Here is an 18,962-nt window from a genome sequence, read left to right as displayed (position 1 = left end):
GGTTCTCATTTCACCTCCGTGGTGGGCGATACTTAGGCTTCCCCCCGCTGCAAGACTTGTCGGGTTTGGCGGTGCCTGGTGTGTGGTAGATCGAGTACGGGGGCTGAAATCCGACCGCACCCATATTCGGGCCGTCGGCGGCGACGCTCGCTGTCGACCAAAGAGTAATCTTTCCACCTTCGCAATATGTTGTTATGGGATCAACCCCCTGATGGATCACTCGTTTCCGGGGATCCCCGAACACCTGGTACAATGACCCATTCCGATCCGATCCGCGTCCTCGCAGTCACGACGGACGGCGCGATGTCCGGCCTCGAGACGAGCGACCGGATCGCGGTTTCGGTCGTGACGTCGATCGACACGGCGATCGAGGATATCGACCGGGACGGCGACGTTGAATGCGTGATCTGCGATCACGATCCGCCGGCAATCGACGGCGTCGCGTTACTGGAAACGATCCGGTCTCGAACACCTGGCTTGCCGGTCATCCTGTTCGCCGGCGGCCAGGCGGCCCGGCGCGCGGTCGCGGCGGGGGCGACCGACACCTTCTCCAACCCGACCGACGTCGACCGACTCCCGACGCTCGTCCAGGAGGCAGTCGCGTATCACCGCGCCAAACGGGACCGGTTTGCCGCCGAAGCCCGGGCGGCGACCCACCTCGACTCGGCACGGGACGCGATCGCGATCGTCCAGGACGGCCGGTACGTGTTCGTTAACACGCAGTTGCTCGAACTCTACGGGGCCCAAGGCCGTGAATACGTTGTCGGCGAGTCGTTCCCGGGGGCACTGTCTTTCGAGGGGATTCAGATTGACGAGTCGCGGCTCGCGGCCGTCGCGACCGGTGAGCGAACGCTCGAGGCCGCCCCCGGGACCCTCGCGAGTCGTGTGGGATCGCTCCCCGTCGAGGTGTCCGCCCAGCCGACCGAGTGGGTCGGACAGCCCGCGAGCGTTTTGATCATCAGGGACGTCAGTGACGTCAGGCGCGTCGAGGAACGGCTTCGCAACTACGAGCAGGCCGTCGAGAGTTCGACCGACCTGCTGGCGGCGATGGACGCCGACCGGCGGTTTCTCTTCGCGAACGAACGGTACTGTGACTACCACGGTGTCGATCAAACGACCATCGAGGGTCGATCGCTGGCGGATGTCGTCGGTGCCGACGCGTACCACCGTCTCGACGAGCACGTCGATCGCGTCCTGTCTGGCGAGCGTGTCCAGTACGAGATGGAACGAGACCACCCCGATATGGGGACCCGTCTGCTCGACATCCGCTACTATCCACTCTGGGGCGTCGACGGCGAGGTTCGGGGCTACGGGTCGACGATTCGGGACATCACCGAACGGAGCGAGCGGATCAACCAGTTACACAAGATCGACCGGGTTCTCCGGCATGACGCTCGCAACAATCTCAACGTCATCACTGGTCACGCCGAAATGATCGAATCGGAGGGTGACATCGCTGCTCGAACCCACGCCAGCAAGATCCTCGAGACGAGTGATTCGCTGCTCGATACGTTCGATAAGGAACGTCGAATCACGCGATTGCTTGCCGATTCCCCCACGCGCGATCAGCTCGATCTCTCTGCAGTCGTAGACGCCGCGGTCGAGAACGTCCGGGATCGCTACCCACACGCTAGGGTCTCCGTTTCCACACCGTCACCCGTGCCAGTCAAAGCGTCGACACACCTGTCGGGGGCCATCATCGAACTTGTCGAGAACGCGATCGTTCACGCCACGGAGAGAGAGCCGACGGTGACCGTCGACATCAGTACCTCAGCGGAGCGGACTGTCGTCGAGATTGCTGACCGCTGCCCGCCGATCCCGGACATGGAAGTGAAGATGGTCACCGACGACGCCACCATCGACCCGCTGAACCACGGTCGTGGACTGGGGCTGTGGCTCACTTGGCTAGTCGTCCGTCGGTCTGGGGGACACCTCGAGTTCGACGAGAACGAGCCGCAAGGGAACGTCGTCCGGATCGTCTTCGAGCAGTAAGGAGGGTCGGTACCGACGACCAGCGAGGAATCGCCGAAATTCGCCGGATGAACGCTCTTTATGACTGGCTGTCTCGAAGCCCGAGTATGACCGAGACGCGAAACGGGCTTGTCGCGGTCCTCACGCTTTCGGGATTGGCGACGCTCGTCCATCCCGTGGCCGCCCAGTCGGGTGCTTCGACGACGGACGGGTTGATCTGGGGGCTCAACTACGAACTGCTGGCGGTCGCCATCCCCATCACGCTGCTGGTCGAGGGGATCCTCGTCTACACTGTCTGGCGCTACCGTGCCGACAAGGTCGACGAGCCAAAGCCCACGAGGGAGAACCGCCGACTCGAGATCACCTGGACCGTCGCGACGGCCGTCGTCCTGCTGTTCGTCGGCATCGCCTCGTATGGCGTCCTGGCCGACGAGCACGTCACCTCATCCGGCGTCGCCGCTGGGGAGGACGACACGCTGGAGGTCGATGTCGTCGCCCAGAAGTACAGCTGGACGTTCGAATACCCCGAACACAACGTGACGACGGGGGGGACGATGGTGCTCTCGGTCGATCGGGAGGTCCGGCTGAATGTCACATCCAAGGACTGGTTGCACTCGTTCCACGTCCCCGGACTAGGGCTGAAACAGGACGCCTTCCCCGGGCAGGCGAACTATCTGACGACCGAGCCCACGGAGACCGGCGCACACCAGCTCTACTGTGCGGAGTACTGTGGGGCCGGCCACTCGGGCATGCTGGGGACCGTCGAAGTCGTGAGCCAGGAAGACTTCCAGGATTGGCTCGACGAGCAGTCGGCGTAATTCAGGTCGCTTTTCCTTCGTCGTCCCGGAGTTCGAACCCATGACGTTCTACTACGATGACTTTGCCGTCGGCGACGGCTGGACGGCCGGTCCACGGACCGTCAGTGCCGAGGAGATCGTCGCCTTCGCCGAGCAGTTCGATCCGCTCCCGATGCATACCGAACGCGATCCCGAGGGGGACATGTTCGACGGCCTGATCGCCAGTGGGTGGCACACTGCCGCCCTGACGATGCGTCTCATGGTCGACGGTCTCTTTTCGGAATCGGCCGTCCTGGCCGGTCTCGGCGTCGAGGACCTGCGCTGGCCGACGCCGGTCCGCCCGGGCGACGAACTCACCGCAGAGATCGAGGTCGTCGATCGCGACTCCTTCGATGCGGAACGCGGCCAGGTCGACCTGGCGGTGACGACCACGAACGGAGATGACGAGGTCGTCCTCTCGATGGTTGTCGAGGGGCTGTTTGCACGGCGCTCGGCGGAGTGAACTCCTTTCTTCGACACGGGACGTCAGTCAATCGTCAGCAGCAACTGCCCTGGAGGACGTCGACTCGACGACCGCCGAGACGAGTCCGTGTATCGACGCCGTCGTCGCCCTCGATTGGAGGGCTTCATACCGTTTTTCTGCCCGTTCGCCCGCCTGATTGCGCTCCTCGACAGGACACGTTTCGACGAGGACCGGCCGATTGCTGGCGTCGGCGAGGCCGAGGACGTGGCCGTCTGGTCCGATCACGGGGTCGGCCAGGACTGTCGCCTGCGCCCGGCGACAGTGCTCGCGGGCCTCCTGCAGCATCGCTTCGTCGGGAGCGGCGAGCGGGGGTGATTCGATCGCCTCGACGTCGAGTTCGCGGGCAACCGAGAGGGCGATATCGCCCGCGGGGAGCGGCCCGGCAGTCACGTCGAAGCCGGCCTGCCAGAGCTTCGTGATGGCACGGGCGGCGGTCGATCCGGTCCCCAGGACGTGGACGTGGGTATCTCGATCGCGGCGTGGATCAGCGATAGCAGTCACGCTCGGCGCGCCCGTGACAGCGTCAGGCGTCACCGCAGTCCGTGTCTCGAAGGCGGGCTGGAGATGATCGTCGGTCAGGACCGTCGCCGGATCGCCGACGGCCTGCAGGCGTCCGTCGGCGAGCAACGCCAGGCGATCGCAGTAGCGTGCGGCCAGATCCAGATCGTGGATCGCGGCGATGGCCGTCTTGTTATCGGCGACGAGGTCGGCGACGAGTTCTAGCACCTGGACCTGATGGTTGATGTCGAGGCTGGCGGTCGGCTCGTCCAGCACCAGGGCCGGTGTGTCCTGTGCCAAGGCTCGGGCGACGAACGCGCGCTGGCGCTCGCCGCCGCTGACGGCAGCGATCGAACGATCCCGGAGGGCGTCCATCCCTGTACGTTCGAGTGCTCGATCGACCGCGTCCCGATCCGCGTCGTCGGCAACGATGTCGGTCCGCGATCGGTAGGGCGTCCGACCCATCCGGACGACATCCGCGACGGAGAACTCGAAGGCGACCGAGGTGTCCTGGGGGACCGTCGCGACGCGTCGGCTGACTTCGCGTGCGCTCAACGCCTCGATCGAGTCGCTTTCCAGACGGACTGCCCCAGCGTCCGGATCGAGGACGCCGTTGATCGTCCGGAGCAGCGTCGTCTTGCCCGCGCCGTTGGGGCCGACCAGCCCGAGGAACTCGCCTCGACCGACCGACAGCGAGACCTCGGCCAGCACCTCGACGCCACCCAGGGCGGTCGATACGTCTGCCAGCGTGATCGTGTGGTCGGTCACAGTTCGTGTACCTCCCGTCTGGTCAGCAGGTACAGAAAGAAGGGCGCACCCAGTGCGGCGGTGACGATCCCGACCGGCAACTCCGCGGGACCCGATCGGGCGAGGGTGTCGGTCGCGACGAGGAAGGTCGCGCCGGCGAGCGCGCTCGTCGGGAGGAGTATCCGGTGATCCGGACCGACGAGCAGGCGCATGACGTGGGGGACGATCAACCCGACGAAGCCGATGACGCCCGCGACGGCGACCGCCGCGGCAGTGACGATGCTCGACAGCGCCAGCAGGATGCGCTTGGTCCGCTCGACGGCGATCCCGACCGTCCTGGCGTCTTCCTCGCCGAGCATGAGGACGTTGAGATCGCGGGCGTAGACGAGTAGCCCACCGAACGTGACTAACGCCAGAGGCAGCGTCACTTCGACTTCGGCCCACGTGCTGTTGTTGAGGTGGCCCATCAGCCAGAAGACGGCTCGATCGAGACTTTCGCCGGCCTGCAAGAGCGTATAGGAGATCACCGCACCGAGGAACGTCTGGACGGCCACGCCCGCGAGCAACAGCGTGGCGACGGGCGTCCGCCCGTTCTCGGTTGCGATCGTGTAGACCGCGAAAGCGGCCACCAGCGCGCCGACGAACGCGGCCGTCTGAAGGGACAGCGGGACGGCGATAGGGAAGACAATTGTCGCGACGGCACCCAGGGCGGCCCCCGAAGAGACGCCGATGATCGACGGGTCGGCCATCGGGTTCCGGAAGAACCCCTGCATGACCGCGCCGGCCGACGCCAGCGAAAAGCCCACGACCCCACCGAGGGCGATCCGCGGCAGACGGACTTGCCGGACGATCGTCTCGGCCGTCGTCGGGACCTCGAATGCGAAGGGGTAGGCGTAACTCACGTCGACCGTCGGTAGGGAGACGGTCATCCCTGCCAGCCCGCCCTCTTCGATACCGACGGCCAGTCCCGCCGGAACCCCAACGGCGTTGAGCGTCGCTCTGGCGACCGTCGACACCTCAAGGGCGACCGGGCCGATCGCGGCACTCACCACGACGACAGCGAACAGTGCCACCACCAGCCCGACCGTCCAGGTCAGCAGTCGCGTTCCGAACCGCATCGGGAGAAAGTTGAGTTGCATTAGGTAAGTACTTATTGAACAAGCCCGCAGCGGGGTGTACATGACCCGCACTACCCTTGGAGCCCTCACCGCGGTCGTACTGGTCCTCGGACTGCTCGGCGCGACGCTCGCTCCTGTCGCCGGTCAGACTCCCGAGAACGAGACGGCCGTCGACTGCTCCTTTCCGATCGAAGTCACCGACGCTAACGGGGCGACAGTGACCGTTACCGAGGAACCCGATGACGTGGTCGTCCTCGCGCCAAGCGCCGCACAGGTGATGTGGGAGATCGGGGCCCAGGCGAAGGTGGTCGGGATGCCCGTCAGGTATCATACTGAGTACCTGGAAAGATCGACGGAGAAGACGAATGTCGTCGGAGAGAAGGGCCAGCCACAGATCGAGACGATCGTCGGTCTCGAACCCGATCTCGTACTTGCTCCGAACGTCGTCAGCGAGGACGCCGTCGAGCAACTCAGGAACGCCGGGCTGACGGTCTATCGATTCAAACAGGCGGCTTCGATCGCCGACGTCATCGAAAAGACGCGCCTGACCGGTCGGCTCGTCGGCGAGTACGATACCGCCCGGGAAGTCAGCGCCCGGACGCAGGCGACACTCGATGCCTACCGGAACGCGACTGCGGGGCAAGACCGACCGACGGTCCTCTATACCCTCGGTGGCGGCTACACGGCCGGCCCGGAGACGTTCATCGGCGACGTCATCGACGCGGCCGGCGGGGAGAACGTCGCCGCCGCTGCGAACATCAGCGAATACGACGTGATCAGCAACGAAGTGATCGTCAATCAGGACCCCGACTGGATCGTCGTCCCGTCGGGGGTCGACGTCCCGTCCGGATCGGGGATCAACGGAACGACTGCGGTCCAGGAAGGACAGGTCCTCCGCGTCGATCGGAACTTTATGCACCAGGCCGGGCCACGCGTCACCCACCCGCTTGAGGCGATGGCGACGACGTTCCACCCCGACGCAGCCGACGTCAGCGTGGATTCCGCTTCCGTTCGCTCGCCCGTCTGTGACGCTGACGCGGTGACGCCGACGGAACCAGCCACCGAGACGACTACGACGGAGGAATCGGTCACGCTCGAGACCAACCAGACGTTCGGGACGACCACGGACACGACCGCGACGTCCGGCCCCGGATTCGGGGTCGTGGCGGCGATGCTCGCGCTGCTCGCCGCCGGAGCGTTCCTCAGGGACCGCTGAGACGATGAGCACAACGGTGGCGATCGGCGGACTCGCGTTCCGCGTCGAGCCACCGCTCTGTGTCCTCGCCGCACTCGCGCTGGACGCCGCGGTCGGTGAAGCCCCCGAGTCGATTCACCCCGTCGCGCTGTTCGGCCGGGCGATCGCTCCGCTCGACCGGGAGTGGCCGACGCCGCGGCTCGTCGGCGTCGTGCTCGCACTACTCGCCCCCACGAGTGTCGCCGTGCTCGCGCTGGTGACGGTCGCGTCACTTCCGTCGCTTGGTGGGCCGATCCTCGCCACAGGCCTCCTGTTCAGCACGATCAGCCTGCGTCGCCTCCTGGCAAGCGCCCGGGCAGTGATCGACGCAAGCGAGACCAGCGTCGAGCAAGCCCGCGAGTCGATTCCCGCCCTCGTGGGACGGGATCCGGACGCCCTCTCGCCGGCACAACTCCGCAGCGGGGCCGTCGAGAGCCTGGCGGAGAACCTCGCGGACGGGTTCGTCGCGCCACTGGGAGCGTTCGTCCTGGGAACGCAGCTGTCGCTGTCGGTCGGCGTCGCCGCCGCGGTCTGGGTGAAGGCACTCAACACGCTGGATTCGATGCTGGGCTATCGAGCGAAGCCGATCGGCTGGGCGAGCGCGCGCCTGGACGACCTCGTGATGTGGATACCCGCGCGACTCACGGCGGTCCTCATCGCGGTGGCCGCCCGCGATCCGTCCGCGCTCTGGCATGGGCGCCGATGGCGAGACGCGCCGCCCTCCCCCAACTCCGGGTGGCCGATGGCGACACTCGCGGCCGTCCTCGACGTCCGCCTGGAGAAACCCGGCGTCTACGTCCTGAACCCGAACCCATCATTGCCCGACGAGGAGATGGCCGTCCGGGCGGTCAGAGTCGTTGCACTCGCGGGCGCACTCGCCGGACTCCTCGCCGCCCTCCTCGCAGGCGTTCGGATCGTTCCCGACGCCGCCGTTTCTGCCGCTTCCGAGTCCCTTCCCCTTGTCACTGCGGGGGTGAGGCCGTGCTGAACGCGATCCGGGGCGCGGTGGGCTTTCTGACGCGGTTCCCCGTCGGCCGCGACGAGACTGCCTGGGACGCCTTCCGATCTCGACCGGCGACGTTCCCGCTGGTCGGATACCTGATCGGTGGCCTGGCGGCGCTCCCGTTGCTCGCGCCCGTCCCGCCAGCGACGGCGGCGTTTGGGTTCGTCGTCTGGCTGTACGTTCTCACGGGGATCAACCACCTCGACGGGGCGGCCGACCTGGGCGATGCGGCCGTCGTTCACGGCGATCGAGAGCGTCGCCGCGAGGTGCTGGCCGACACGACCGTCGGCGTCGGGGCAGTCGCCGCCGTCGCGCTCGTCTTCGTTGGCCTGTCGACAGCGGGATACGCACTGGCACAGTTCCCGGCGCGTGCCCTCGTTCTCGTGATCGCCGCCGAAGTGGGGGCGAAGGGGGCCGTCGCTCTCGCGGCCTGTGTCGGCACCGCCACCCACGACGGCCTGGGCGCGCAGTTCACCGACCAACTCGGTCCCCGGAACGCGATCGCGCCGATCGTCCTCGTCGTTCCAGCGGCCCTGTTGACGTGGCCCCACCCGTCAGCGTTCGTCGCGAGCGCGGCGGCGCTGGCCTGTACCGTGGGGACAGTGCTGTGGGCCAGACGGACACTCGGCGGCGTCGACGGTGACGTCATGGGGGCGACCGCAGAACTCGCCCGGGTCGTCGGGCTGCACGCGGGGGTGATCGCGTGGACGCTCTCCTGATGTGTGGCGGTCGCGGGACCCGCCTGGACCTCGACCGAGAGAAGCCTCTCGTCGAGATCGGCGGACGGGCGCTGGTCGATCGCGTCGCCGATGCGCTCGCGGCGAGTTCGATCGAACGGAGTTACGCCGTCACGTCGCCACACGCCCCGCGCACGCGAGAACACGTCACTCTGCCGACGATCGACGCGCCGGGCGAAGGCTACGTCGCCGATCTGCAGTACGCCCTCGACCGCGTCGAGCTGCCGGTCTTGACCGTCGCCGCCGATCTCCCACTGCTCGACGGCCAAACAGTCGATTCGATCAGCGATTCGTTCAATGGTGTTTCAATGACTACGTGTGTTCCAACGGAGAGCAAACGACAGTACGGTGTAAGCAACGACACGACGATCCCTGGAGAGCCAGGTATCGCCCCGACGGGCGTCAACGTGGTCGCAGAAAGCGACAGTGATCGGCGCGTCGTCTTCGAGAACCCGCGGCTGGCGGTCAACGTCAATCACGCGCGGGACGCACAGATTGCCGAGGCGCTGCTTCGATCGGCGGTGATCGAGTGATGTTCGTGTTGGTCGCCGGGACGACCGAGACGGCCGGTATCGAGGGGATCAGTGCTGCAGGAGCCGATCCCGAGGCGATGGCGGTGACGCCGACGGCTGATGCGGAGATCCTGATGGACGGCGACCTCGTTGATGCGCCGGCCGTCCCTGTCAGTCCGAGCGGGTGCCCGACGCCAGCGCTGGTCTCCCGGGCCGTCAGGGAACTCGTCGGCTTCGACGTGCGGGTGATCGATTCCGGACTCACGATCGAACCGGGCATCACGACGCGGGCCGTCGGCGGGGAACCCGGCGATGACGTCCGGACGGCGGAGCCGGTCCCGAACGCCGGGGCGATCTGGGACCGATCCCGGACGGTCGGCGAGAATATCGCGAGCGAGTCGGGAGAGCGCCTGTATGTCGGCGAGACGATCCCCGGCGGGACGACGACCGCCCTGGGTGTGGCCCGGGCGCTCGATGTCGAGCTGTCAGTCTCTTCGTCGCTGCCCGAGAACCCCACAGAGCGAAAGCGTGCGGTCGTCCGGGAGGGCCTCGCCGAAAGCGGGATCGAACCGGGCGAACTGGCGGGCCAACCACAGCGTGCCGTCCGCTCCCTGGGCGATCCCGTGCTCGCGGCCGTCGCTGGCCTGGCTGAGGGTGCGCTATCGAGCGGTGTGCCGGTGACGCTGGCCGGCGGGACGCAACTGCTGGCTGCCGCAGCGCTGCTGCGCCATGCCGGGATCGAGGGCCCACTCGAACTCGCGACCACGAGGTACGTCGCCGACGACCCGACGGCGAGCGTCCGGGCGACGGCCGATGCGCTGGACCTCTCGGTGACGGCCACCGATCCCGATTTCGGAGGCTGTGGACACGCCGGGATCGAACGATTCGCGGCCGGGGAGGGGAAAGAAGGTGTCGGGATGGGTGGCGCACTCGCGCTGGCGCGGCGATCCGGGATCGACCGCTCGGCCGTGCGTGATCGAGCTGTGGCGCTGTACGATCGACTGCTGGGTGATCCCTGATGGATCGAGAGCGTGTACGTGATGTGGGCCGCGTCGAACACGGCGGCAGTGACGACCCGGGGGTACTGGATCTCAGCGCAAATATCAACGCCCGAACCCCCGATGGCGTCGAATCCGTCTACCGGGACACCTTCCAAGACGCGCGACGCTACCCGGCCGAACCGCCCGAGGCCTATCGGGAGGCGGCTGGCGTGTACGTCGATTGCGACCCGGGGGCGGTCGTCCCGACGCCGGGTGGCCTCGCCGCGATCCGGCTGGCGATCGACCTCGCGGTCGAACCCGGCGATTCCGCGCTCGTTCCGACGCCGAGTTTCAGTTCTTACGCCAGGGAGGTCCGACTGCAAGGGGTTGAACCGTCTTTCGTCGATCACGAGGAAATCCTGGCCGCGGATCCCACAGAGCACGCGCTGGCGATCGTCTGCAACCCGAACAACCCGACGGGAACGCTGTACCCGCGCGAGGAGATCCTCGCGTTCGCCGAGCGTTGCCGCGAGTCCGAGACGCACCTGCTGGTCGACGAGGCGTTCCTGGGGTTCACGGAGCGGGCGTCACTCGCCGGCACGCCAGGCGTGACCGTGGCTCGATCGCTGACGAAGCTCTTTGGCCTGCCCGGGATCCGCGCCGGCTTTGCGGTCGCTACCGGCGAGATGCGGGAGGCGATGCTCGCCGCCCGACGGCCCTGGAACGTGAGCATTTCGGCGCTTTCGACTGGCCGCTACTGCATGCGCCAATCGGCGTTCGTCGCGGAGACTCGTCGACGCATCCGTCGGGAACGCCAGCGCCTTCGGGACGGACTGGGCGATCGGTTCGAGGTCCACCCGTCTTCAGCGCCGTTCCTGCTGGTTGAGGTGAGCGATCCTGGCGTCGATACGGTACTCAAAGCCGCGGCCGAACACGGTGTTGCCCTTCGTGACGCACGCACCTTCCGGGGGCTGGACGATCACGTCAGAATCGCCGTGCGCGATCAGGAGGCGACCGACCGGACGCTGGCGGTGTTCGCCGATGTCTGAGCGCTTCGAGACGGCGCGATCCGGGGACGTTCTTCGGATCGCCCGCCCGGACACCCGGTGGCTCTCGACCGGCTGGGACGGCGGGTTCTGTCGGGCGGACGCAGCCTACAACTGTACGGTCCCGGAGGGCTGGGACCCGACGGACATCCGGGCGGATGTCGAACAGCGTCTCGACCGGGCGGGGTTCGGCGCGGCGGCGGGGCCGGTCCTGCTGACCGGCGTTGACCAACGCCACGCCAGGGGTGCGCGGGCCGGCCCCGTGACCGCCGTCGCCACCGTCGGACTCTCGAACCCGACGACGCTGCCGCTCGAATCCGATGGTCAGCGAGTCGAGGGGCGGACAGGCGACGCGGACGAACCGCCGCGGCCCGGCACGGTCAACCTGTTCGTCGGGACGACGCGCGCGCTGACCGACGCCGGGATGGCCAATCTCGTCGCGGTCGTCGCCCAAGCCCGGACGGCGACGCTTCTCGAACTCGCTGGCTTCACCGGCACGACGAGCGACGCCGTCGTCGTCGCCTACGATCCCGACGGGGAGACCGCCCAGTACACCGGCAGCGCCACGCCGGTCGGTCGCGCGACGAGAGCGTGCGTCCGGGAGGCGATCACGGCAAGCTACCGATCGCGGTACGGCGACCGGGAACCACCCACAAGCGTCGCCGACGCCGAACACGGGGACGCCACGACCGAGCGAGCGGAGGTGTTCGAGCCGTGAACGGGCTTGTCATCGGTGGGACGTCTTCCGGCGTCGGCAAGACGGTCGCTACTCTGGCGGTCATGCGGGCGTTCCAGCGCGAAGGACTGGCCGTCCAGCCGGCTAAAGCGGGACCGGACTTCATCGACCCGAGCCACCACGAAACCGTGGTCGATCGGCCGTCGCGGACGCTCGACACCTGGCTCGAAGGCGAAAACGGACTGGCCCGGAACTACCACCGCGGCGAGGGCGACGTCTGCGTCGTGGAGGGTGTGATGGGACTGTACGACGGACGGCGCTGCAGTACCGCCGACGTAGCCGCGACTTTGGATCTCCCGGTCGTTCTCGTCGTGGACGCCAGCGCCGGCGCCGAGAGCGTCGCGGCGACGGCGCTCGGCTTTCGGGCCTACGCCGACCGCATGGACCTGGACGTTCACGTCGCAGGCGTGATCGCTCAACAGGCCCACGGCGGCAGCCACGAGCGATCGATCCGCGAGGCACTCCCACCCGAACTCGACTATTGCGGCCGGATCCCGCCAGATTCCGCCCTCGAAATCCCCGATCGATACCTTGGACTACACCTCGGTGAAGAGGCGGCGATCGCTGAGACGGCACTCGATCGGGCGGCGGCCCACCTCCAGACCGAACGACTTCGAGCCGTCGCCGACGAACCGGCGCCGGATCCCGGGTCGCGTGAACCCGTCGCCGGGGGCGATCAACCTCGCGTCGCTGTGGCACGCGATCGGGCGTTCCGGTTCGTCTATCCGGCGGTCCGGGAACGACTGGCCGCCCGCGGCGATCTCGTGACGTTCTCGCCGGTCGCTGGCGACGATCTCCCCGAAGCCGATGCCGTGTATCTGCCCGGTGGCTATCCCGAACGCTTCGCCGAGGAATTAGCCCGGAGTCCGACGCTTTCCGCGCTCGCCGAGAGGGCGGCCGACGGCTGTCCGGTCTACGGTGAGTGTGGTGGGTTCATGGCGCTGGCGGAGTCGCTGACGACGACCGACGGCGAGAGCTATGACATGGCGGGGGTCCTTCCGGCGACCGTCGAGATGTGCGACCGCTATCAGGCGCTTGGCCACGTCGAGTTGACGGCCGATCGACGGACGCCGACCGCTGATTCCGGCGACGCTTTGCGGGGCCACGAGTTCCACTACTCGACGGCTAGCCTCGACAGCGACGCGACTCTGGCGTTCGACGTGGACGGCAAGGGGATCGCGGACGGACGTGACGGGCTCGTCGAGTACGACACGCTGGGAACCTACGCGCACGTCCACGCTGCGAGTGGCGCCTTCGACACGCTTCTGGAGCGATCACGATGACACGAAACACCACTGACGACAGCGAGGAATCGACGACAAGCACGGGCAGTGACTCCCCGGCGGCCGGTGCCGTTCCGGATACCGAACCGATCGAACCTGCCGCCCCGGAGTCGTTCGGGCTCGTCCAGGCGTGGTGGGGGGACGGAAAGGGAAAGACGACGGCCAGCCTCGGCATGGGCCTGCGTGGGGCCGGCCACGGCTATCGCGTTCACGTCCTCCAGTTCATGAAGGGCGGCACGCCGTCAGTCGAGGGCGTCCGTGGGGAGTTCAACGCCATCGCTCACGTCCCCGGCTACACTATCGAGAATACCGGCCACGTGGGCTGGCACGGCTTCCTGGACGGTACTGAGGATGACGAACACGCCGCGCGGGCGCGGGCGGCCCTCGACCGTGCCCGGGAGATCGTCGACGCTACCGCCGAGGGCGATCCGACGACACCTTTCGATCTCGACGGCGATCCCGGCGACGGCGTTCACATGTTGATCCTCGATGAGGTGCTGTACGCGGCCAATCGGAGCCTGATCGACCCTGCGGACGTGCTCGATCTAATCGCGGAGAAACCCGAGGGCCTGGAACTGGTCCTGACCGGCGGCCACGAGTATCCGGCATACCTCGAAGACCGGGCCGACCTGCTCAGCCATGTCGAGAAACAGGCCCATCCGCTGGAGGCGGGACACCCAGCGCGGAAGGGGACCGAGTACTAATGGGTTCCAGCCCGTGACCATGGCCGAGACAGTGCTCGTCGCCGGGACCGCCAGCCACGTCGGCAAGAGTACGATCGTCGCGGGACTCTGTCGCCGTCTGGCCGATCGTGGCGTTTCGGTCGCGCCGTTCAAGGCCCAGAACATGTCCAACAACGCCCGCGTGGGATTTAAACCGGGAGCGCTCGGGGACGACGTCGAGACGAGTGCCGGAGGATCAACAGACAACGAGCCGACCGACGGCGATCCGGACGCCTACGGCGAGATCGGGATCTCACAGTACGTCCAGGCCCGCGCTGCGGGCGTCGTGCCGACGACCGACCACAACCCCGTCCTGCTCAAACCTCGGGGTGACGGCGAGAGTCAGCTGATCATCGACGGCGAGGCGGTCGGACACTTCGCCGCAGGGACGTACTACGCGGACCACTGGGAACGCGCCCGCCGGGCCGCTCGCGAGGCCCACGAACGACTCGCCGCCCGCCACGACGTGATCGTCGCAGAGGGCGCGGGCTCGATCGCCGAGATCAACCTCCAGGACCACGATCTGGCCAACGTCGAGACAGCCCGGTTTGCCGACGCCTCGATCCTACTCGTCGGCGACATCGAACGCGGCGGTGTCTTCGCCAGCCTCTATGGCACACTGGAGCTGCTCCCCGGCGATCTCCGTGAGCGCGTTTTCGGACTGGTGGTCAACAAGTTCCGCGGCGACCGATCGCTGCTCGAATCCGGTGTCGAGGCGATCGAGGAACGGACAGGCGTCCCGGTCGTCGCCGTCCTGCCTCACGACGATCCGGGACTCCCCGAAGAGGACAGCCTCTCGTTGCCCGAGGAAGGTGAACGCGGAACCTGGGGCGAGGGCGACGGTGTGCCACCCGAGGGCTGTGTGACGATCGGCGTCCCGCGACTACCACATCTCTCGAACGTGGCCGATCTGGCCCCGCTGGCCCGCGAACCCGGCGTCCGCGTCACGTTCCTGCCCCTCGATAGCGCAACGACCGGCGTCAATGCGCTGGTGCTCCCGGGGACGAAGAACACTGTTGATGACTTGCTCGCGGTACTGGACACCCGTCTGGGTCCAGAGATCCAGGACTTCGCGGGACCGATCGTCGGGGTCTGTGGCGGGTATCAAATGCTCGGTGAGACGCTCCGGAACGTCGGCGTTGAGAGCACGACGGAGACGGGCACGATTACCGGACTCGGTCTGTTGCCCGTCGAGACGCGATTCTCGACGGACAAACGCGTGACTGCGGCGACATACGAGGTCAGCGGCATCGGGCCGCTCTCAGAAACCAGCGGCACAGTCACGGGCTATGAGATCCACATGGGGGAGACGACGGTACCGGATGACGCCTCGCGGCCGATCGGCCCGGAGAGTGCCGCGAGCGGACAGGTCCTCGGGACGTATCTCCACGGGTGTTTCGAGAACAGAGCGTTTCGCCAAGCGTTTCTGGAGACAGTCTTTGCAGACGCCGATATCGAACGCCCGGATCGCGCGACTGATCGCCGGGAGCCTCTCGATCGTGCCGCTGGACTGGTCGAACTGATCGATCTCGACACGGTTGTTCCGGCGTTCGGGGCAATCGATGCCCGCGACCAGTAAGGCGTTTACCCCTGGGCCGACGACACCCTGCCATGGTCGAGAACGTCATCTGGCCGGCCGCGCTGGACGCCGAACTCACCCGTAGTGAGGGCCGGCGCGTCTCGGAGGACTTGGCAGTAGAGGGGCCGACGGTCGACGAGATCGCACAGGCGGTCCAACAGGTGGGATACGACGCGGTGATCGAACGCGAGAAGACCTACCCGCGCGAGTACGAACCTCGCGGACGAGTGCTGGTGAAGGATGCCGAGGATGCGACTAAAAGCGATCTCCTGGGAGCCGTGGCGGCTTACGTCGCCGCGCTTCGTGAGTGATGCACCGGGCCGGGGAAGTCCGGGGGATCGCTCAGGGCGTCGCTGTCCTCCGCTGTGAGGGTGAGACCCACCCTGACATCGGGACCGAGGTCATCGACGAATCTTTAGAGACGGTCGGCCGTGTCGTGGATGTCTTTGGCCCAGTCGGTCGGCCATACCTTGCGGTCACGCCCACCGACGACGTCCACGTGCCCACGCTCGTCGGCGAAACGCTGTACGCGCGGTGAGGATCTCGGAACGGGAGGGCGACGGACGCGACGAGCGAACTCGTCGATAGACCATTCTGTCCCGTCTGCTGGCTGTCACACAGGAACCAGGAGAACAGGAAGGGCGTGGGTTTCGAGGACGGCCTTGGTCATACTCGAGTGGGCGAGTTCTGCTACAGTGCCCCGTTCGACGTCGCCCATGACGACGTACTCGAAGTCGTTTTCAAGTTCCAGTAGCCGATCCGTGAGCCGCTTTTGTTTCGAGACGTTCGTTTGATCCGAAATTCCGGCCCGCGTATTTACCTCTACGGTGTAGGCCACCGTCGGATCCGTCTCCTCGATCACCTGCTCGATCTCCTCACGGAGCTGTTTTGCCGTCTCGTCTTTTGATTCTTGGACGTGATAGACGAGCAATTCGTCGTCACTCGCCGATGCCCGCTCGGCGGCAAATTCCAAGACGGGCTTCCGATGGCCGGGCTGTCCGTACGCGACGAAAATCGTACCCATATGTCACATTGCACAGCCCCTCCCTTTAGCAGTTCGCCTAGCGCTGTTTCGCCACTGCTGTCTATCGTTGTCGAGACCACATCTCACACGCTACCGACTCGCCGCGCTTCGATAGCCGGATTTACCTCGGGCGACAGTACCCGTCCGGAACGGAATCGTTTTTCTTGCCGCCGCGATTTGCCGTGATATGGATCGGAATCCGGGGCTGTGGCTGGCCGTCTCCGTTATCGTCGCGATCTTTCTGGCTGTCCAACTTGGCGCCCTCGCACTGGTCGAACCGTTGAAAGGGGCTGGTCTCCAGCCGGTCGAGAATCCACAGGATCCGACCAACAGTCTGCTGTACATCGCCGCCATTCTCGTGATGACCGGGGTGATGCTCGCGGCGTTTCGGTACAACGGCGAGTGGGCGATCCGGGGACTGATCGTCCTCACTGGCGTTTATATCGCCTGGATCGTCTTCTCGATGCTTCTCCCGCCGGTGGTGACACTGCCGGTCGACGGCGGCGTCCACGGCCTCGCAGTGGCTGGCGCGATCGCACTCGGGATCGCGCTGCTCGTCTATCCGGAATGGTACGTCATCGACGCGACTGGGGCGATCATGGGTGCGGGCGCAGCCGGGATGTTCGGCATCACGTTCGGCGTGTTGCCGGCCCTGGTCCTGTTGACCGTTCTGGCAGTCTACGACGCGATCAGTGTCTACGGCACCGAGCACATGCTCTCGCTGGCCTCCGGCGTAATGGACCTCAACGTCCCTGTCGTGCTCGTCGCGCCGACGACTCTCAAGTACTCGTTTATCGAGGACGACGGACCGATGGACGATGGGGTGTCCGACGAGGACGACCCGACGGCCGGGGAGGAGGCTACCGGAGGCGACGAACCCGGTGACAGCGACGAAGACGGGGAACCGATGGAGGACCGCGACGCGCTGTTTATCGGTCTCGGGGACGCAGTCGTCCCCACGGTACTGGTCGCGTCGGCGGCCTTCTTCGCGCCGGCCTCGGTCCCGACGATCGGCGTCGGTGGGTTCACGACCGCGCTCCCGGCAGTCACGGCGATGATCGGGTCCTTCGTCGGGCTGGGAATCCTCCTGCGGATGGTCCTGAAGGGGCGAGCTCACGCCGGCCTCCCGCTGTTGAACGGGGGCGTGATTGCAGGCTACCTCGTCGGCGCCCTCGCGAGTGGTTTGTCGATCGTCCAGGCGCTCGGCCTCGCGCCGTATCTCTGACTACATCGCCTCGCTGGCCGGCGCGAACGTAATCTGTTCGCCGAGCTCCGCCTCCCGCGCACGCTCGTAGAGCATCCCGGCCGCGGCGACCGTCTCGATGGCCGTCCCGCCGCTGTCGAAGACGGTTATTTCGTCTTCGTCGGCCCGGCCCGGTGCGTTCCCAGCAACGACGTCGCCGAGTTCGGCGTGGACGTGTTCGTCCTCGATTGCACCCTCGTCCCTGGCGAGCATGAACGCCCCAGCGTCCTGTTCGATGCGGGCGCGCAAATCTGGGACGTACGTCGACCGCGCGACCGTCCGGGCATCGATCTCGCGCTTCTGGGGATGGTATTGTCCCATCGCCGTGACGTGGGTCCCCGGCTCCAGCCACTCACTGTCGAAAACCGGCTCGCTCGATTTCGTTGCCGTGATAACCACGTCCGAGCCGGTCACTGCTTGTCTGGGCGTTTCGACAGCCGTTACAGTCGCGTCGAGACGATCGTTCATCTCCTCGGCGAAAGACTGTCGGTGCTCGTGCGTCGGCGAGTAGACCGCAACGCGCTCCAGATCACGGACTGTCGCAACTGCTCGCAGTTGGCCCCGTGCCTGTGCGCCACTGCCGAACAGTCCAAGTTTAGACGCGTTTTCGCGCGCGAGGGCATCGACGCCGACGGCACCGACTGCGCCGGTCTTGTGGGGGTTTAAACTCGCGCCGTCGAAGACTGCCAGTGGCTCGCCGGATTCGGCATCAAACAGCGGGAGGACGAAGTGGGCATCTCTCTCGTCGAAGCCCGCAGCATAGGTGTACCCGCCCATCACGCCCGTTTCGGGTAGCATTGCCAGGTACCCCGTGAGCATCCCCTGTGGATCGTCGGCTTCGAGTGTCGTCCGTGGCTTTGCAGGCGCACCGTCGCCTCGTTGACGGTATCCCTCTCGCACGGCATCGACGTATTCAGCGGTCGTTGCTAGCCCCGAAACCTCTTCGCTCCGAATGAAGTGTACCTCGGCCATGGGTACGCAACGAACGCGCGATAGTTATGCATGCTGGAGACGACGCTTTCAGACTGATCCCGAGCCGCTAGTTATCACGGATGGTTTCAGTCACTGCACGTCATCGAGGGGTTCCCTCGACGTGTGCCACTGATCGTCCGGTATACCGTCGCAGTCGGTCGTTATGCTCATTGATAATCTGGTACCAGTCTTTATTTGGGTGGCGAGCGTACCCACGAGTAGGAGTCAAAACGTGGC

Annotated in this window: 20 protein-coding genes; 16 read left to right on the top strand and 4 right to left on the bottom strand. The window is 66.4% G+C overall.

Annotation, left to right across the window (positions count from 1 at the left end; genetic code table 11):
• Positions 1-252: 252 nt before the first annotated feature.
• The 3 genes from BN2694_RS05655 (at position 253) to BN2694_RS05645 (ending at position 3,270) form a co-directional block, all read left to right on the top strand.
• A complete protein-coding gene (locus tag BN2694_RS05655) occupies positions 253-1,992 on the top strand; it encodes a PAS domain-containing protein (RefSeq protein WP_167879968.1) in 1,740 nt (579 codons plus the stop codon).
• Between the two features lie 86 nt (positions 1,993-2,078).
• Positions 2,079-2,789, top strand: a complete 711-nt coding sequence (coxB, locus tag BN2694_RS05650; RefSeq protein ID WP_135663443.1) for a cytochrome c oxidase subunit II — start codon at positions 2,079-2,081, stop codon at positions 2,787-2,789.
• Between the two features lie 40 nt (positions 2,790-2,829).
• The gene (locus tag BN2694_RS05645; RefSeq protein WP_135663441.1) at positions 2,830-3,270 is read left to right on the top strand and encodes a MaoC/PaaZ C-terminal domain-containing protein; all 441 of its coding nucleotides are present in this window, start codon (positions 2,830-2,832) and stop codon (positions 3,268-3,270) included.
• Positions 3,271-3,297: 27 nt separating this feature from the next.
• Here the strand turns inward: BN2694_RS05645 and BN2694_RS05640 are convergent, their stop codons facing one another.
• Both BN2694_RS05640 and btuC read right to left on the bottom strand, forming a co-directional pair.
• Positions 3,298-4,557, bottom strand: coding sequence for an ATP-binding cassette domain-containing protein (locus BN2694_RS05640; protein ID WP_135663439.1), 1,260 nt, complete (start codon positions 4,555-4,557; stop codon positions 3,298-3,300).
• On the bottom strand, positions 4,554-5,654 hold the full coding sequence (btuC, locus tag BN2694_RS05635) for a vitamin B12 ABC transporter permease BtuC (RefSeq protein ID WP_135663437.1): 1,101 nt from the start codon (positions 5,652-5,654) through the stop codon (positions 4,554-4,556). Before btuC ends, BN2694_RS05640 begins: the two co-directional genes overlap by 4 nt.
• Before the next feature lie 61 nt (positions 5,655-5,715).
• Between btuC and BN2694_RS05630 the strand changes: the two genes are divergently transcribed.
• Genes BN2694_RS05630 through BN2694_RS05575 form a run of 12 tightly spaced genes read left to right on the top strand, consistent with a single transcriptional unit; the run spans position 5,716 to position 16,024 of the window.
• Positions 5,716-6,870 (top strand): PGF-CTERM-anchored ABC transporter substrate-binding protein, encoded by a 1,155-nt coding sequence (locus tag BN2694_RS05630; protein WP_135663435.1) that lies wholly within the window; start codon positions 5,716-5,718, stop codon positions 6,868-6,870.
• A 4-nt stretch (positions 6,871-6,874) separates the two neighbouring features.
• Positions 6,875-7,876 (top strand): adenosylcobinamide-phosphate synthase CbiB, encoded by a 1,002-nt coding sequence (gene cbiB, locus BN2694_RS05625; RefSeq protein WP_135663432.1) that lies wholly within the window; start codon positions 6,875-6,877, stop codon positions 7,874-7,876.
• The gene (gene cobS, locus BN2694_RS05620) at positions 7,870-8,610 is read left to right on the top strand and encodes an adenosylcobinamide-GDP ribazoletransferase (RefSeq protein ID WP_135663430.1); all 741 of its coding nucleotides are present in this window, start codon (positions 7,870-7,872) and stop codon (positions 8,608-8,610) included. Before cbiB ends, cobS begins: the two co-directional genes overlap by 7 nt.
• Positions 8,610-9,161, top strand: coding sequence for an NTP transferase domain-containing protein (locus tag BN2694_RS05615; protein ID WP_135665461.1), 552 nt, complete (start codon positions 8,610-8,612; stop codon positions 9,159-9,161). Before cobS ends, BN2694_RS05615 begins: the two co-directional genes overlap by 1 nt.
• The gene (gene cobT, locus BN2694_RS05610; RefSeq protein ID WP_135663428.1) at positions 9,161-10,159 is read left to right on the top strand and encodes a nicotinate mononucleotide-dependent phosphoribosyltransferase CobT; all 999 of its coding nucleotides are present in this window, start codon (positions 9,161-9,163) and stop codon (positions 10,157-10,159) included. Before BN2694_RS05615 ends, cobT begins: the two co-directional genes overlap by 1 nt.
• A complete protein-coding gene (locus tag BN2694_RS05605) occupies positions 10,159-11,169 on the top strand; it encodes an aminotransferase class I/II-fold pyridoxal phosphate-dependent enzyme (RefSeq protein ID WP_135663426.1) in 1,011 nt (336 codons plus the stop codon). The genes cobT and BN2694_RS05605 overlap by 1 nt, the downstream gene beginning before the upstream one ends.
• Positions 11,162-11,884 carry an adenosylcobinamide amidohydrolase gene (locus tag BN2694_RS05600; protein WP_135663423.1) on the top strand — a complete coding sequence of 241 codons (723 nt, stop codon included), beginning with the start codon at positions 11,162-11,164 and terminating at the stop codon, positions 11,882-11,884. Before BN2694_RS05605 ends, BN2694_RS05600 begins: the two co-directional genes overlap by 8 nt.
• Positions 11,881-13,185 (top strand): cobyrinic acid a,c-diamide synthase, encoded by a 1,305-nt coding sequence (locus tag BN2694_RS05595; RefSeq protein ID WP_135663421.1) that lies wholly within the window; start codon positions 11,881-11,883, stop codon positions 13,183-13,185. Before BN2694_RS05600 ends, BN2694_RS05595 begins: the two co-directional genes overlap by 4 nt.
• The gene (locus BN2694_RS05590) at positions 13,176-13,889 is read left to right on the top strand and encodes a cob(I)yrinic acid a,c-diamide adenosyltransferase (RefSeq protein WP_394346581.1); all 714 of its coding nucleotides are present in this window, start codon (positions 13,176-13,178) and stop codon (positions 13,887-13,889) included. The genes BN2694_RS05595 and BN2694_RS05590 overlap by 10 nt, the downstream gene beginning before the upstream one ends.
• A 19-nt stretch (positions 13,890-13,908) precedes the next feature.
• Positions 13,909-15,486, top strand: a complete 1,578-nt coding sequence (locus BN2694_RS05585; protein WP_135663417.1) for a cobyric acid synthase — start codon at positions 13,909-13,911, stop codon at positions 15,484-15,486.
• A gap of 32 nt (positions 15,487-15,518) precedes the next feature.
• Positions 15,519-15,797: a signal recognition particle subunit SRP19 gene (gene srp19 / locus BN2694_RS05580; protein ID WP_135663415.1), complete on the top strand. Its 279-nt coding sequence runs from the start codon at positions 15,519-15,521 to the stop codon at positions 15,795-15,797.
• A complete protein-coding gene (locus tag BN2694_RS05575) occupies positions 15,797-16,024 on the top strand; it encodes an H/ACA ribonucleoprotein complex subunit GAR1 (RefSeq protein WP_135663413.1) in 228 nt (75 codons plus the stop codon). The genes srp19 and BN2694_RS05575 overlap by 1 nt, the downstream gene beginning before the upstream one ends.
• 75 nt (positions 16,025-16,099) lie before the next feature.
• Here the strand turns inward: BN2694_RS05575 and BN2694_RS05570 are convergent, their stop codons facing one another.
• On the bottom strand, positions 16,100-16,510 hold the full coding sequence (locus tag BN2694_RS05570; protein WP_135663411.1) for a universal stress protein: 411 nt from the start codon (positions 16,508-16,510) through the stop codon (positions 16,100-16,102).
• 187 nt (positions 16,511-16,697) lie between these two features.
• On the opposite strand from BN2694_RS05570, the gene BN2694_RS05565 reads away from it, so the two are divergent.
• Positions 16,698-17,735: a presenilin family intramembrane aspartyl protease PSH gene (locus BN2694_RS05565; RefSeq protein ID WP_135663408.1), complete on the top strand. Its 1,038-nt coding sequence runs from the start codon at positions 16,698-16,700 to the stop codon at positions 17,733-17,735.
• Here BN2694_RS05565 and BN2694_RS05560 read toward each other — a convergent pair whose 3' ends face one another.
• Entirely contained in the window at positions 17,736-18,725 is a 990-nt protein-coding gene (locus tag BN2694_RS05560; protein WP_135663406.1) for an ornithine cyclodeaminase family protein, read from the bottom strand.
• Positions 18,726-18,962: the final 237 nt, after the last annotated feature.

It is taken from the genome of Halorhabdus rudnickae (assembly GCF_900880625.1).
Taxonomy (GTDB): Archaea; Halobacteriota; Halobacteria; order Halobacteriales; family Haloarculaceae; genus Halorhabdus; species Halorhabdus rudnickae.
This window is presented reverse-complemented; position numbering and strand designations above follow the sequence as displayed.

Bases quoted from the DNA above. Each gene is read 5' to 3' on its own strand.
- BN2694_RS05585 (WP_135663417.1), top strand. From the start codon at position 13,909: ATGGCCGAGACAGTGCTCGTCGCCGGGACCGCCAGCCACGTCGGCAAG.
- BN2694_RS05655 (WP_167879968.1), top strand. From the start codon at position 253: ATGACCCATTCCGATCCGATCCGCGTCCTCGCAGTCACGACGGACGGC.
- BN2694_RS05575 (WP_135663413.1), top strand. From the start codon at position 15,797: ATGCACCGGGCCGGGGAAGTCCGGGGGATCGCTCAGGGCGTCGCTGTC.
- BN2694_RS05600 (WP_135663423.1), top strand. From the start codon at position 11,162: ATGTCTGAGCGCTTCGAGACGGCGCGATCCGGGGACGTTCTTCGGATC.
- BN2694_RS05630 (WP_135663435.1), top strand. From the start codon at position 5,716: ATGACCCGCACTACCCTTGGAGCCCTCACCGCGGTCGTACTGGTCCTC.
- BN2694_RS05560 (WP_135663406.1), bottom strand. From the start codon at position 18,725: ATGGCCGAGGTACACTTCATTCGGAGCGAAGAGGTTTCGGGGCTAGCA.
- BN2694_RS05615 (WP_135665461.1), top strand. From the start codon at position 8,610: ATGTGTGGCGGTCGCGGGACCCGCCTGGACCTCGACCGAGAGAAGCCT.
- BN2694_RS05605 (WP_135663426.1), top strand. From the start codon at position 10,159: ATGGATCGAGAGCGTGTACGTGATGTGGGCCGCGTCGAACACGGCGGC.
- cobT (WP_135663428.1), top strand. From the start codon at position 9,161: ATGTTCGTGTTGGTCGCCGGGACGACCGAGACGGCCGGTATCGAGGGG.
- BN2694_RS05565 (WP_135663408.1), top strand. From the start codon at position 16,698: ATGGATCGGAATCCGGGGCTGTGGCTGGCCGTCTCCGTTATCGTCGCG.
- BN2694_RS05645 (WP_135663441.1), top strand. From the start codon at position 2,830: ATGACGTTCTACTACGATGACTTTGCCGTCGGCGACGGCTGGACGGCC.
- cbiB (WP_135663432.1), top strand. From the start codon at position 6,875: ATGAGCACAACGGTGGCGATCGGCGGACTCGCGTTCCGCGTCGAGCCA.
- BN2694_RS05570 (WP_135663411.1), bottom strand. From the start codon at position 16,510: ATGGGTACGATTTTCGTCGCGTACGGACAGCCCGGCCATCGGAAGCCC.
- btuC (WP_135663437.1), bottom strand. From the start codon at position 5,654: ATGCGGTTCGGAACGCGACTGCTGACCTGGACGGTCGGGCTGGTGGTG.
- srp19 (WP_135663415.1), top strand. From the start codon at position 15,519: ATGGTCGAGAACGTCATCTGGCCGGCCGCGCTGGACGCCGAACTCACC.
- coxB (WP_135663443.1), top strand. From the start codon at position 2,079: ATGACCGAGACGCGAAACGGGCTTGTCGCGGTCCTCACGCTTTCGGGA.